13 protein-coding genes and 1 pseudogene are annotated in these 13,612 nt (G+C 56.1%); all 14 read right to left on the reverse strand.

Annotated elements, in window-relative coordinates; all coding sequences use genetic code 11:
- Positions 1-728 precede the first annotated feature (728 nt).
- A complete protein-coding gene (locus tag A3728_RS05750; RefSeq protein WP_082851059.1) occupies positions 729-1,436 on the reverse strand; it encodes an FkbM family methyltransferase in 708 nt (235 codons plus the stop codon).
- 141 nt (positions 1,437-1,577) lie between these two features.
- The gene (locus A3728_RS05755) at positions 1,578-2,642 is read right to left on the reverse strand and encodes a glycosyltransferase (protein ID WP_067921080.1); all 1,065 of its coding nucleotides are present in this window, start codon (positions 2,640-2,642) and stop codon (positions 1,578-1,580) included.
- On the reverse strand, positions 2,639-3,775 hold the full coding sequence (locus A3728_RS05760; RefSeq protein WP_067921082.1) for a glycosyltransferase family 4 protein: 1,137 nt from the start codon (positions 3,773-3,775) through the stop codon (positions 2,639-2,641). Before A3728_RS05760 ends, A3728_RS05755 begins: the two co-directional genes overlap by 4 nt.
- Positions 3,772-5,028 carry an O-antigen ligase family protein gene (locus A3728_RS05765; protein ID WP_067921083.1) on the reverse strand — a complete coding sequence of 419 codons (1,257 nt, stop codon included), beginning with the start codon at positions 5,026-5,028 and terminating at the stop codon, positions 3,772-3,774. Before A3728_RS05765 ends, A3728_RS05760 begins: the two co-directional genes overlap by 4 nt.
- Positions 5,025-6,068, reverse strand: a complete 1,044-nt coding sequence (locus A3728_RS05770; protein WP_067921085.1) for a hypothetical protein — start codon at positions 6,066-6,068, stop codon at positions 5,025-5,027. Before A3728_RS05770 ends, A3728_RS05765 begins: the two co-directional genes overlap by 4 nt.
- Positions 6,065-6,877 carry a hypothetical protein gene (locus A3728_RS05775; protein WP_067921087.1) on the reverse strand — a complete coding sequence of 271 codons (813 nt, stop codon included), beginning with the start codon at positions 6,875-6,877 and terminating at the stop codon, positions 6,065-6,067. The genes A3728_RS05770 and A3728_RS05775 overlap by 4 nt, the downstream gene beginning before the upstream one ends.
- Positions 6,874-7,437 (reverse strand): acyltransferase, encoded by a 564-nt coding sequence (locus A3728_RS05780; protein WP_067921089.1) that lies wholly within the window; start codon positions 7,435-7,437, stop codon positions 6,874-6,876. The genes A3728_RS05775 and A3728_RS05780 overlap by 4 nt, the downstream gene beginning before the upstream one ends.
- A 4-nt stretch (positions 7,438-7,441) precedes the next feature.
- A complete protein-coding gene (locus tag A3728_RS05785; protein ID WP_067921091.1) occupies positions 7,442-8,623 on the reverse strand; it encodes a hypothetical protein in 1,182 nt (393 codons plus the stop codon).
- The gene (locus A3728_RS05790; protein ID WP_236628144.1) at positions 8,620-10,008 is read right to left on the reverse strand and encodes a lipopolysaccharide biosynthesis protein; all 1,389 of its coding nucleotides are present in this window, start codon (positions 10,006-10,008) and stop codon (positions 8,620-8,622) included. The genes A3728_RS05785 and A3728_RS05790 overlap by 4 nt, the downstream gene beginning before the upstream one ends.
- An 11-nt stretch (positions 10,009-10,019) precedes the next feature.
- Positions 10,020-10,730, reverse strand: coding sequence for a methyltransferase (locus tag A3728_RS05795; protein ID WP_067921095.1), 711 nt, complete (start codon positions 10,728-10,730; stop codon positions 10,020-10,022).
- A 7-nt stretch (positions 10,731-10,737) separates the two neighbouring features.
- Positions 10,738-11,136, reverse strand: coding sequence for a MarR family EPS-associated transcriptional regulator (locus tag A3728_RS05800; RefSeq protein WP_236628143.1), 399 nt, complete (start codon positions 11,134-11,136; stop codon positions 10,738-10,740).
- Positions 11,137-11,344: 208 nt separating this feature from the next.
- Positions 11,345-12,379, reverse strand: coding sequence for a plasmid partitioning protein RepB C-terminal domain-containing protein (locus A3728_RS05805; protein ID WP_082851082.1), 1,035 nt, complete (start codon positions 12,377-12,379; stop codon positions 11,345-11,347).
- A 20-nt stretch (positions 12,380-12,399) separates the two neighbouring features.
- A complete protein-coding gene (locus A3728_RS05810; RefSeq protein WP_067921099.1) occupies positions 12,400-13,023 on the reverse strand; it encodes a plasmid partitioning protein RepB C-terminal domain-containing protein in 624 nt (207 codons plus the stop codon).
- Positions 13,013-13,612: pseudogene (locus A3728_RS05815) on the reverse strand (IS3 family transposase); the annotation flags it as partial. The pseudogene A3728_RS05815 and the gene A3728_RS05810, both read right to left, overlap by 11 nt.

A 13,612-nucleotide genomic window follows, 5' to 3' on the forward strand; every position in this document is an offset into this window, starting at 1 on the left:
TCCTTCCAAGTCTTTTTACCCTGGATCATGGTCTGGTACGGGGTTCTGCCGCAACACATTTTGCCCTAATGCGTGCTCTCGTGGTTATAGTGGTGCGGCCACCCGCGCCTAGTACAAGCGCACATTTAGTCATGTAGCTTAATCCTTTGAAACCTAGATTGTCCCGCTAATGCGACTGACACTGCACCTTTGCAGAGCCGGAACACGCATAGCGATTTGGCCCGCAAAAGCCAATTGGGAAGAGCATGCGATCGTAGCCCATGGGAGGTTGGGGTCGATCCACAGGCCGCGTTGCAACTCCGGCTCGGGTGCATGACAGGGGCTCCGTTTCACGCGACTTGCCCCCGGACCAGATGACCTTCATTTCCGCGTCGAAGCGCTCGAAGCGCGAATGGCACGACGTCAGAAACCATGTCGCCATCATTTTCAAAGAACGCTTCAAAATGACGAAAGAAAACGTGTCAAACACAAAATTCGGCACAGTTTCGTGACAGCTAAAACGAGGTCGAACTTTTTGATCCGTTCCGACAACTCATCGTTTTCACGCGGTGTACAATTGTATCGGAAACGCACTTGGGTCATTTTCTCTCTACGAGAGTAGTCTGTAGTGAGAATTGCTGTGTCCGGTGGAGAGACAGATAGCGTCTTGTCCGCGATCCGTTCAACCATGTGCGGAACCTCGCAATCGAACCCGCTGTGAGAAGCGCGGGTTTAATGCGTCAGTTCACTCACGTATCTGCGCGGTGAAACCCATACTCATGACCGCCTTGCGAAACGTAGTGAAGGGCATATCCTGCCGCGCGCAACATGGCGACGGCCTTTCGTGTGTCGTCAGGGGTGTAGCCGTACATATTGTGATGGAATTCGACGCAAATCTGACCCGGCATAATTCCCTTGGCCATCATGTCGACAATGACTGGGTATTCGGAACCTTCGATGTCCATTTTCAGTAAATCGATGGTCTCGTGACCGAGCCGATTCATTAATTCGTCCAGTGGCTCGACCGGCAATTCCACGACTTCGCAGCTGTCGCTGCGTTCAGCAACCGTATAAGATACGAAATCGTCCTCGGGGGGAGCGGAGAAGCGCAACACCTCAGTCTTGTTGGACAGCCCAACATCGTGGAATTTGAACCCCGCCGGAAGGTCCTGTACCTGCACCCAAGCGATACAGCGCGGGGTCGGATCGAAGGCGTCTACCGTGCAGCCGAAACTGCCAATCACTGCGAGGTCGAAGCTGATGTCCGTGCCGACGCCAAAACAATATACCACGCTTTGCGTTGTTAGACTGCCGTTCATCACTGGCCATCCTCCATAGTCGGAGCCAAGAACCCGGAAGGCAAACTGATCGTCCGGGCGGTGAAGCGGAGGCTTTATAAGACTCTTGAAACGGCGAACCACCGGCCGCACAAGTGACTTTAAGTCATTGGTGTTCATACTCTAGTCCCTGTGAATTTATGAGTAGGCGGCGCTCCAATCCGGCAGCACCCCAGCAATCGGTGATGCAACAAATGACAGAATCTAGGGCCCAAACATCGTCCTCGGCTATCAGAAAATAACGGTGCCTGATGTCCTATTTCAATCCGGTGGGGCAAGAGCGAGGCGCAGACACTGGTCGAACCGTTTGGGTGAAAACCTGGCGCGCGCCTGCGCGGCAGCGTCGTGGGCGGATCGGGGCCGGGACGCGACGAGTGGGCGCAGTGCCTCGCATATCGCGCTGGGGTCTTTCTGCACGAAGATCGCCGGGTAGTCGCCCACGGTCGCCCGCATCGCCGCGGTATCGGAGACTAATAACGTTCGCCCTTCGAGCATACCTTGGATCACGGCAAGAGGCTGGCACTCGCTTGAGTATTCCGACGGCAGCGCAACGACGTCGCTCGCCGTTACGTATCCGGGCACCGCTCCGGGCGGCACGACGCCCTTCATCTCGATCCAGTCCTCACTGCGCAGGCCTTCGAGAAAGGCGTGCATCTCGGCTTCCGTTCTTTCCGCGTCGCCGATCGGACTGCCGAGTATGACCAGCCTGATTGCCGCGCCCTCGTTGCGCAATAGCCTAACCCCCTCGACCAATTCGGCGATACCTTTGGTGGCCATGATATTAGAATTCCATAGTACAATGAACGGAGCGACGACAGACTTCCATGCCGAACGCGCATTATCGCTGCCGACTTCGGCAAAGTTCTCACACAGGGTCAGGCGGTGGAGGTGGAAAGCAGCCAACTGCTCCAGTAGGTGGCTGGACGGAACGATGACCTCGCAGGAGGCGTAAAGCCAGCGGGCCAGCGGGCCAACCCTACGACGCTTAAGAAGTTCGGGGAAATCCGACCCGTGCACATGGGCAACGACCCGCGCGCCTAGGCGCGACGTGAGTAAGGGCAACATGTCGCGCAGAAAACCGACGGAAGATCGTGAGCAGACAACGTAGGCGCCGGCGTGCCGGCCAGAAACCACGGAAGCGGTCAGCCGCGTTGCCTGCCACAAGGTTTTCAAAATCGCCGGCAGCGTATTGCCGCGATAAGTGTAGACGGTTCCGAGCCTGTCCGCTTGTCCTGCAATCACCCTTTGAGTCACTATATTCTGTCCGTTCACGCTAGAAAGATCAGGAGTCCAGACGGCCAGCTTGCCTAGGGTATCCCTAGTCATTCCAACCCATCCACAAGCGCGCAAAATCGGCGTGCCATATCTTCGACATTGAACGTTTTCGCAGTTGTCTTCACCGCCTCGGTTGACGACCTCACCAGTTGGTCAGGTTGTTTGATAAGGTCCGATATTGTGTTTGCCAGCGCATCGGCGTTGCCGAAGCGGAACGCCGAGCCGTTTTCGCCGGGTCGATGGGCGGCAATTTCAGGCATATGCTGCCAGCGATCGTCGTGAACGATCGCCGGCAGCCCGTAGGTCAAACCGTGTATTAGCGACAGGCCAACTGAACCTGGATACACGAACAGGCGGCATTTATTTGCGATCCTCGCAATTTGTGGTTCATCAGTCAACGCGCCATGCCATGCAATTCGATCCGAGATTCCAAGCTGGGCTGCACGATTGCGAAGTACCTCCGCCTCGTCGCCATCGCCAATTACGTCTAACGTAACCGATATGCAACTTTCGTGCGACAGCGCGTCCAGCAAGAGCGACAATTCGGCTTTTTTCGTGACGCGACCGATGAAGAGAAGGTCTCTTGGCCGGCGAGAGGCCTCGTACGGGGCTCGAAGGGCCACGATCTGATCCGTTTCAATCCCATTGTTGAGCCCTTTTACGGGGACTGAGCTGTGCCGCGCATTCTGCGTCTGATACTCGTCCACTTCTTGATCGGTGTAGAACAAGATCGCGTCTGCCAGCCGCATAATCCAGAACCGGATTGTCGCACGCCAAGGTCTGCTTGTTGCGGACCAGAAATGCCCCCACCATACCACGCGCGCGCCGACGAGTTTCGCTTTCAGGATCAGGGCTAAGTTGGAGATGGTCCGGGGTTGCCCTGATAACACGAGAATGTCGCCGCGTCGTAACGAAATGGCCAGAGCGCCAGATTGCCATTCCAGTTTACACAAGATTGGTCGCGCTGGATTCAGGGGGCGGAACCAGGAGGCGGCCGTCGTTTTAGCGTTCAATGCGCCGAGTTCTGACTGGCGTGATGCGTAGACGGTAAAGCGCTCGCCGTAAATTTTGGAGAGTCTCGCGAAGAGCGGAATCCGGTAGAGCGGCAATGCCGGTTGGGTCACAACGATCCTGGATGTTGCGGCAGGGACGGGCGTGCCCGCTTTTTTCAACGGCCCCTTCATCGGAGCCCGCCGACAAGCCCAGGCCGCGTTTGGATCGCCACGGCGTGTCTTGGTGATCGTGTACTTGCATAGTGCGCTATCGCAAGAGCGATGGTCATCCACATGGTGGTTGAGTTGTATAACGCGCCGGAAAACTGATGGGCGGTAATGTACTGGACGGTGAGCAGCCCGATCCACAGGTCACCTGCACCGCGACGTAAAATTCTCCATGCCGAATACAATGCGAGAACTGTAATGCCGATGAACGGAATGCTTCCGATCAACCCGGTGGCCATCAGGGATTCGAGTAGAACATTGTGCGGGTAGTATTGAGTTCTCTGCTCCTCAATGGCGTTTCCGAATATCGGGTTTTGAGTGAACTGGTCCCAAGCGCCAGCAAAAGAAATCATTCGGTAAATCGACGACAGATCGTTTCCAGCTTGAATGGCGCTGATCCGATCGAAAATCCCGTCGTTTGCAAACAGGACCTCTGCAATCGTCCTCCATGCAAACGCCGATGCCAAACCCATAGCAAAAACTAACCACCATGTTCGGCGCTTCTGGACGCCGGCCACCAACATCAAGCCAAGTGCGGCCACCAAGGCAACTAACGGCCCACGCGAATTTGCATAGATCGTCAAGAGCGCTCCCAAACCGATGGCAAAGAACGCGAGCAACACCCTGTTTCTGTGCTTGAAGTCACTGACGCCATTGAAAAATAGGCTCACGCCTAAGAGAAAGGTGGTCACGCCAATATGACCCATCGAGATTGGGTTGAGCGAGTCTGTGTTCCATCTGTTATGATCGGCTAATTCGCCGCTTAACGTCGTGATGGTTGTCCCACCAGCCGCGAGCAGAACAGCCGTGGCAAACGGAGCGACACAAGAAAACGACCGGTGTAGGGATTCAGCGAACACTGGCTTGTACGATGTTAACACCGCGAGGCTCGGTATGAAAGTAGCGCCCACGCTCCAGATCCAGTAATGCGAAGCGGGGAAAGTCGTAGGCTCACCAAGAATATGCAAACTGATATACAGGCGAGAAAAGTATGCGGCCCAGAAAGCCAAAAATAAGCATAATGCCAGGCTGTGGTGAATCCGAATATTTCTGAACAACAGAAAAAGTGCTGCAAAGACCGCGAGGGCGCGCAACATGATCGAAAATAGCGTGTTGTTTATGCCGAGAACCGTAGTTACCCCAGCAAGAAGCGGAAAGCCCGCCACACTCCAGATTGCAACGAACATAAGTAGGTGTCTAAAGCTCAGTCTTTTCATCCCAAAGCTCGTTCTATTTTGGAGATGAAATCCTTCTTCCAGCCCATGATTTCTTGATCGAGCGCCAGACCCTCGGTCTGAAGAGCGTTATACCCGACCAATAGGGAAGCGTTGTCATGCGGCTTCGCAGTCCAATCGAGTTCGACGGTTGGAGTCCCGATCTGGCTTGCGAAATGCGCTATGAGGGATTGGGAGCGAACGACCGGAATCCGACCGGATTGGACCGCTCGACCAAACACACCTGAAGCCTGGTCGTAATTAGGCTGATAGCACGTCCAAATGAATTCAGATTTAGCATAAAGAGTGCGCAATTCGGAATCGGAAATGAAACGTGGCAGAACAAGCGCACCCAACCCTTGGAGCTCTTCAACCGATACCCCATTTTCATCCGGAAAGCGGCCCGCAACAACGACTAGGATTTTTTCGCTCGGCCAATTGGGATCTGCCATCATGTCTCGTAAGAGGCCGATCCCTTTTATTTCAGCAGCAGTTCCGACAAAGGCCAGTACACGCCGACATCTGGCTTCCGCCGCGATCCGTTCAGAGAATTCTGCATCGATCTCCCCTTTAGAGGCATCAGTCATATCCCACAACTGCGGGTCGACCAGCCCGTCATCGGTCACTGTTGCATACTCGGGTGCAATTGAAAATGGAATGATAGCAAAAACGGAAACTGGGTTTACCCGCCGCATAAATGAGAATGCGATCCTTTTCGCCTTGGCGCTCAGCGCCTGTGATTGTAGGCAGGCATGTGGCCGTAGGAACAGGCCCACAGTTCGGCGAAATAAGAGTGCTCGTAGCAGCGCGACCAGAAAGAAGCTGACAATATCGTCGTCAATCGTCCCAAACAGAAGTTTGCGCGCCCCGACGAGGCTGCGCAGTTTGGTGAGCCCGATCCGACCGGTCGAGGGTGAAAGGCCGAACAGCGACGCGAACAGATCTTGGTATTCCTGCCGATGGCCACCATTGCTGCGCATGTACACAAGACGCAGGCTACCAATGCGCGGGGTCTGAGTATCTGCACGCGATACGGCAGTCATTGCTGTTTCCTCAGGCTCAAGAATTCCTGGACCGGCAGCCAAGGGCTGTCTCTTTGTAACATATCGTCAACGTTCTCGGGCCGCTTGTAGAAGAGGTTCGCAACCGCAGATCCGGGGCGCAACCTGAGAAGCTTCTGCGCGACGGTGCCCGAGGGATCGATAAAAGGGGCGGACAGCTGGTAGGCGAGGATGGAGCAAATTGATTGATCGTGCCGGTGATCGACAAATCCAGGCAGATTCTCTTTTCCGAGCGTGTTTGGCTGATCAGTAATGCAACGCGGGTCTTGGCTGTAGCGCAGCCAAGCCTCTAGAAACTCGACCGTGGCGCCGCTCTTGGTCCAGACGCTCCATGTCGCCTGAACCATCGGCTTTTCGTAGATAGACGCTGTATCAGCGCCCATTATTTGCAGGCAATCACGCTTGGTCCACTTCCCGATCGAACCAAGATGGCCGATTGCCACGCCGGGAATGAAACCCTGGACTGACTGCAACGCCCTATCGGCAAGGTGGCCGGGAAAGCGTGAGAAGCGATAGTAATTGTTTCGCCCAGCATCGCAGTAGAACAGGACTTCGCCGTCCGCTAGCCGGTCCACATATCTTCGAATGAGGTATGGTTTCCAGAGCCAATAGCCCCCGCCGCGTTTCGCGCGGAGGATGTCCCCGTTGAGCTGCGCAAAGTTGGTGCCAGCAATTGCATCCGGGCCAAGGCTGTGGACAACGTCGAATCCGACCTTCGCTGCACTTTCGGCCAAAAACTGCGCGTTGTGCTCAAAGCCATTAGAGGCGTAGGTTAGGAATCGGCTCTTCATGCTTGACTTTCAACTTTGGCGCTGGGCTTGCGATGCAGTTCGCGCGCTGGGCTGCCGCCGATGATGGTGCCCGAAGCGATGACTCCGGTCACATAAGAGTTGGCGCCGACAATGACGTTGTCGCCGATCGTGCAGGGGCCAACAATCAGCACGTTGGCGCCGATCCATACGTTGTCGCCGAGGTTGACCGGCCCGGAGACATCGGTTCGGTCCAGATCGGTCTTGTGGGTGCCGCAAATAACTCTGATCCCGTGTGACGCGAGGAGGTTCTCACCACAGGTAAACGGGGCGTGGTTCCAGACACTGAATCCGTACCCAAGCCTGCAGTCAGTTCCACAGCGGAAATTGCCGCGCCGAAAGACAAAAAAGCCCGGCGAAATCTGCGAACCTGCGCCGATCTCGATCGACAGCCGAGCGAGCAGCCACCGTTTAATCCGGTTCCTGATATGATTGGACGAATTGCCGGGAACCAGTTGGTGTAGGGCGAACAGGACGCTGACGATCGGGCTTTTGACCATGTCGATAAGGTCGCGGGTGAAACTGGATCCAGGATAGGGCATGTCTCTACCAGGGTGCATCCAGGGCACGTTGGACTGTGTCGCCGCTGAAGTGCCGGGTTACGAGCGAAACATAGGTGCCCCCGACATCTTGCTTAAGCGCGGACAAGGCGGCTAGCGTGTCGAGCAGTTCGGCGGCGTTTGTTGCGACATGCTGAATGCCTTCGGTGGAAAAAACCTTTCTGGCGATTGCATATTCAGGGGCGAACACCACGATTGCGCGCGCGCTGACAAGGTAATCGAGCAGCTTGGACGGGAATGAGGTGCTCACCATCGTTCGTGCACCCTCGTCAAAGGAATTAGGAAGAAAGCACAGCGTCGCCGCTGCAAGCTCGCGGTGGATGACGGCGTCGTCGTTCTCGGGGCCCGGGGTGATCCATGGCGGGATAGCGCCGTCGCAGATCTTGCTCACTTGCGCTTCGTCCGAAAAGAACCGCAGACGGAGGTCTTGTCCGGTCTTATCGCGCAACGTCCGTGTTGCGGCGACGAGCTCGCGGAGCCCGTCCTCATACAGGTGGTTTATACTACCGAGATAGGCCGCGAAGAATGGGACATCTACAACCGCCGGCGTGCTTTCGGTCGGCTCCGGGATCAACGGCAGGGCACGTGTCTTTACACCGTATCTTTCGGAAAATAGGGCGCCGAGCTCGGCGGTAATGGTATAAACACGGTCCGCATCGCGCAGGATTCGGGCAACGAGAGCATTGAGCTGGGCTGTTCCGGCGTTTGACGGGTGGGTTTCGACGTCATCAACGAAATACAGATGCAGCTCTAGGCCCGACCGCTGCGCCAGCGCCCATGCGCGGACTAGCGCTCCGGCGTCGACGCCGATTGGCGCCCAGAGAATGGAGGCCTCATCGGAGCGCCTCGAAGAAGGACGGCTAGGGCCAAATCGGGACACGATTGGCAGCCCAACAGACATCGGCATTATGGTTGCCAGTTTCCATGCATTTCGAGAGACAGCGTTCGATGGAGGAGCCTCTTCCAGCTTTTCACGGACAAAAGCGGGCATGTCGCGAGCGGAAATTCGGGAATGGCTCTGGTTCACGTAATACGTGACGACCCGACCATCGATGCTGCGTATGAGTGGAATGATCGCCTTGCTGAGACCGCGCGCGGCAGTACCCGTATCGGCCGGCGCGTTTTCTAGGTAGGCTATCAAGCGAGCTTGGTTGGCGTTTCGGTTCATGCCCAGTCCTGCGACCCAATCCGCTGCGGCTCGTGCCGTTGACGCAGGATTCTGAAGACTGCCCAGGGCAGGATCACCGATTGCAAGGCAATGGAGAGGATTGTTGCAAGAACGATACCGCTAATTCCGAACGAAAGCGTGCTCACGAAGAAAATCGACAAAGGGATATTTAGAAAAGCCCCGATCGTGGCAGCGACAATCTGCGGCCGTAGGTGCCCGATCCCGTTCAGAAACGCGCCAAAGGTGTTATTCCACATCGTCAGCACCACGAATAGGCACATCAGCCCGGCCAATCCGCTGGCAGGCTCCACTGTGTCGCCGGTCCATACCGCAATGATCGGCCTTGCCACAGGAACCAAGGCTACGCTTGCCACTGCCAAGAGGAACAAAAACTTATGCTGGCCACGGATCGTGCGGCGGACCCAGTTGAATTCTTGCTTTTGATAAGCTTCCGTGTAAGCGGACCATAGAGGCCCAGCGACCATTAGGTGAACGGTGACAAAGAGGCTGAACAGCTTGTAGACGACATCGTATTGTGGGACCTGCTCTGGGCCGAGAAGCTTGACGATAAGAAACTGGTCGGTTGAGAACAGTACCAGCATTGCGATCTGGACTATGAAAAAGCCGAAACCAAGCGATATTAGGCCCCGCGAACCGCGCAAGTCTGTTGTGACGTAGGGCTTAATTTCGCGACGCTGCGAATAGAACCAGATGGTGAACCCGAGGTTGACAACGACGTTCAGTGTACCTCGCAGAACGAGGAAAGTAAGCACCGAGCCCCAGCCCGTGACGAGTATCAGGACCGCAAGCACCAGGAAAATTGCTGCGTGTATGAAAATCGCGACGGCGGTGTAGGAATTGCGCTGAACCGCTGCGGCAACCGGGTTGATTAGGTTGGTGACGAGGATCAGGCTCGTCAGCAGTGCGGTCGCGCCGACCGCACCGCGTAATTCGCTCGAGCCAATAGTAGACACATTCAGGAATGACTGCCAATCCACGACGATGACGGTCGGAATGAGCGCCACCATCAGCAGAATGAATATCAGTGTGAACACCGCATATGCCATCGAGATATTGCTCGCAGCCTCTTTGATCCGCCCATTGGCGAGACTTTCCGCAACCCGCGTGCGCAGCCCGTTGCCGATGCCGAGGTCGAAGAGGTTGATCCACGTTTGAACGGTGATTAGCAGCGCCCAGATCCCGTATTGGTCAAGAGACATCGCACGCAAGAGTATCGCAGTCGTCGCGAAAGAGGCGGCGACTGTCAGCACCCGCATCACGAGCGACAGCTTGACCTGTTGTAGGTAATTTTTCGTGCGGCTGTCGGTCGCTACGGTTGATCCGAAGGCGGACAAAATGCGCGAATGTAGAGAACGGAAATGCACGTTCAACGGTTTCAGCTAGCCGGAAGTGTAGCCGACAAGACATTGAGATCCCATTCCGCGCACTTTTCGAGGATACGTGGCTCAGCCGGACCGAGATCGGTCACCGAATAGCCCATTTGTGTCAGCAAGTCTGAGACTTCAGCGGTCGATGAGCCGTAAACGCCGTGGGTTTCCACGAGGATAGCGCGTGGACGGATCCTGAGGCCGCGTAGGATATTCAACTCCGCTCCTTCGCAATCGAGTTCGAGAACGTCGCAGTCGATCAGGTCCGCGGGATCGACAACGGTTTCAGCATGGCCCTTTCCGTAGAGATTATAGCTGTTGCTGACAATAGCGTGTTCGAAGGTGACTTGTTCTTCGACCCCATTGCGCCTGAGCGTTTTCCGGCAAAAGCCAATCGCCGACGCGCTCGCCTCAAAGCAAGTTACTTGACCTCGGGGATTTGCCGCCATGGCCGCGAAAGCCAGTGTTACGCCGTATCCACCTCCGATTACCGTCACGTGGTCACCCGGTCTCACGTTCGTTTTGATCGCGCGGACTAGAGCATCCTCGTAGAGTGGAATGTCGATGTAGTTCTGCTTGTAGGTGGGGAAGAAGCTATCTAGTGACTTTCGGTCAATCCCGACAGGAATCTGATGATAGAGTACCGGTGAGGTGGCTGGCAGGATCGGACGCAAAGATACCCGATATGCGTGCCATAAATACTTCTCTATTTTCTTCATTTGTCCATCACCGGTCGGAATTCTTCAATTCCGCCAACTCCCTGTCAGAAATATCTCTACCGACCTCTTCAATTTCCGTCTTCAGCATCTCGTATTCGGTCATCTTTCGGATCAGAAAGCGCCGTGTCAGAGCAGCTTTTTCGGAAATCCCTTTCGGCGTGAGCACGTAGGCGTAACGCCTTTTGTCTTCGCTGGCGGTGAAATTACCCAGCTTGACCAGACCTTTGTCGACGAGCGCTTTCAGCACGTAATGAACGCTTCCGGTGCTGATTCCGACGGCCTGCGCCAAATCACGTTGAGACATTTCTGGGTTCTGCTCAAGCAAGCGCAAAACGCGGAAGCGTACATCATCTTGAGGGTTGTTTTTTTGGCCAGCCATTGTCAGGTTGGTGAATGGCTGCCGCACAAGGACTGCCCATGGCACCTTGGTGATGTGATTCGGTTGGAATCAAACATTCCGCTCATTCTTGAGCGAATAGTAGCTTTCTGGGTCTGCGAAAAGCCCCAATGTCAAAATCTTTGAGCGTGTCGTGCGCCCAGCTGGCGCACATTGTCTTGACGTCAGCATGCACGACATGGTGCGCGAGAACGTTGCTATAATCGCCTTGCTACTCCTACGGTGTGTATGGCGAAGTGGCATTGTCACCGTCAGCGCGTTCGGCCTGCTCGACGGCCTCTTCCATGCTGATCGTATTGAGCACCAGTTCGAACTGTTCTTGGATTTCGGGGTCGTGGCGCGCGATGTAGTCTCGGACAGCGTCGTTTTCCATCAGCTTTTTCAGGTAGCTTTTGGCAACCACCAGGTTCAGCAGTTCGGACCCGTAGTTTTCTTCGGCATGCTTGTATTTTTCCTGCACCTGGCTCATCTCACGCTCGAGCTTGACGATTTGTTCCAACGGGTCGCCGTTGGGCTGTTCCGGCTGCGGCGCCTTGTAGTCGGTGCGCTGTTCTGGCGGCGTAGCCTTCAGGAGGGCGTCCGCGTGCGCCGCTGTAATCGTGTTTGCCGCGATCATCAGGCCCACCGCCTCGATCTGTCGGGCGGCCTTCATCTTGCGCAGATGCCGGGTCACATCGGGGGTGAACTGGTGATCTTGCAGCAGTTCCACCGCTTTAGGACAGATCCCATGCAGCAGGTTGATCCGGCTGTTAGTGGTCGAGAGGTTGACGTTGAACGCCCGCGCGAGGCGTTCCTTGCTGACCCCTTTGTCGATTGCACGACGCAGCATATAATGCTCTTGAACCGTCGAGAGCCGATTGATCCGGTGGTTGTAGGTATAGGTCTCAAAATCCTTGGCGATCAGGCAGGGCGCCGTGTCCTGGCCCAGCTCCTTCAGCGCCAGCACCCGCAAATTGCCATCCAGCAGCAAAAACCTATCCGCACTCGGGTCTGGCTTGATCACAGACAGCGGCTCGATCAAGCCGATTTCCCGGATCGAGGACACGATCTGCTTGAACTTGCGCGTCGTCATTACGCCGTCCGGGACCTTTTTCGAGGGCATCAGCTCTTCGAGAGGGATCTGGAAGGTCTCGAGATCAAACCCGAGGGTCAGGTTCAACGGGGCCTTGGGATAGGGCACGTCATTGTCGTCGGTGTCGTGCTGGGGAAATGCCCCGGGGTAAAGCGGCTTCACGGTACTGAGGTCATTCATGATGTTTTCCTTTTCGGGGTTCAGGCGGTTTCAATGCGGTCGGCGAGGTATTTCGGCAGGCTGTCGAGGCCTTCGGCGCGCAGGAGCGTCACGAAGTGCTCATCGGCAAAGAGGCGTTTCAGACCTTGGACCACCAAGAGCAGCTGCTGGTGCGCATGGTCGGTTTTCAGCATCAGCTTGTGCTGGCGGGCGACCTCGCGCTGATAAGTCTTGACTAGGGAATGCGCTGAGTTCGGCAGCTTGGGACGGTCGCCGCCGGTCTTTGGACCCTTTTCGCGGCGCTTTTCAATGAGCCGCTTGGCGTCCGTGATCTGATGCCCTTTCAGCTGGCCAGTCTTGTAGGCCTCTTCCAGCATATCACCGAGGTTTTCGTCATCATGCTTGGCGCGGGCGGTCTCGAGGGCTGTTGTCCACGGGATGGTGCTGTTTTGCACCGCCTCGATCAGACGCTCCTCTCCCTTTTCCAGTAGGAAGACGATGTCCCGGACGTATTTCTCCGACAGGCCCGTCCGCGTGATGATGTCGTCGATAGTGTAGTCCCGCGCCAGCAAAAGCTCGATGTCGGCCAAGATCTCTAGCGGGCGATGACCGCGCCGGGCAATGTTTTCAGCCAATGACATGATGAAGGCGTCTTCATCGGTCACATTGTGGACTTGCCCGGCTTTTGTGGAGAGCGTTTAGCTCACTTCCCGTGCCTTTCGCTCGAAGGCGATGGGGCTCTGGAAGCCGAGCGACGAATGGCGCCTGACGGGGTTATAGAACCCGTTGATGTATCTGGCGACAGCGTTTTCGGCCTGAGCGCGTGTCTGCCACGCGACCGGCCAGATCAGCTCCGACTTGATGGTCTTGAAGAACGTCTCGACCATCGCGTTGTCATAGCAGTTCCCGCGCCCGCTCATTGAGATAAGAAGGCCTCGTTTTCGGAGCAGTGCCTGATAGTCGACAGAGCAGTATTGCGACCCGCGGTCGGAATGATGGACCAGCCCCGTCGCAGGGTTGCGAGCCACCAAGGCACGCCGCAGAGCTTCGACCGCAAGATCGCGCTTCAGGCGGTCACTCGTGGCCCAGCCGACGACGCGCCGCGAGAAGAGGTCGAGAACGATGGCGAGGTAGAGCCAACCCTCTGCCGTCCAGATATAGGAGATGTCCGCTCCCCACTTCCTGTCCGGGCCATCCGCCGTGAAGTCCTGCGCCACCAGATTGGGCGCGACAGGCCAAGCATGTTCGCTGTCC

Origin of the sequence: Sulfitobacter sp. HI0040 (assembly GCF_001634885.1) — a bacterium.
In the GTDB taxonomy this organism is placed as follows: domain Bacteria; phylum Pseudomonadota; class Alphaproteobacteria; order Rhodobacterales; family Rhodobacteraceae; genus Sulfitobacter.

Excerpts from the sequence above, each read along its gene's own strand:
- A3728_RS05750 (WP_082851059.1), bottom strand. The coding sequence starts at position 1,436 with ATGAACACCAATGACTTAAAGTCACTTGTGCGGCCGGTGGTTCGCCGT.
- A3728_RS05755 (WP_067921080.1), bottom strand. The coding sequence starts at position 2,642 with ATGACTAGGGATACCCTAGGCAAGCTGGCCGTCTGGACTCCTGATCTT.
- A3728_RS05760 (WP_067921082.1), bottom strand. The coding sequence starts at position 3,775 with ATGAAGGGGCCGTTGAAAAAAGCGGGCACGCCCGTCCCTGCCGCAACA.
- A3728_RS05765 (WP_067921083.1), bottom strand. The coding sequence starts at position 5,028 with ATGAAAAGACTGAGCTTTAGACACCTACTTATGTTCGTTGCAATCTGG.
- A3728_RS05770 (WP_067921085.1), bottom strand. The coding sequence starts at position 6,068 with ATGACTGCCGTATCGCGTGCAGATACTCAGACCCCGCGCATTGGTAGC.
- A3728_RS05775 (WP_067921087.1), bottom strand. The coding sequence starts at position 6,877 with ATGAAGAGCCGATTCCTAACCTACGCCTCTAATGGCTTTGAGCACAAC.
- A3728_RS05780 (WP_067921089.1), bottom strand. The coding sequence starts at position 7,437 with ATGCCCTATCCTGGATCCAGTTTCACCCGCGACCTTATCGACATGGTC.
- A3728_RS05785 (WP_067921091.1), bottom strand. The coding sequence starts at position 8,623 with ATGAACCGAAACGCCAACCAAGCTCGCTTGATAGCCTACCTAGAAAAC.
- A3728_RS05795 (WP_067921095.1), bottom strand. The coding sequence starts at position 10,730 with ATGAAGAAAATAGAGAAGTATTTATGGCACGCATATCGGGTATCTTTG.
- A3728_RS05805 (WP_082851082.1), bottom strand. The coding sequence starts at position 12,379 with ATGAATGACCTCAGTACCGTGAAGCCGCTTTACCCCGGGGCATTTCCC.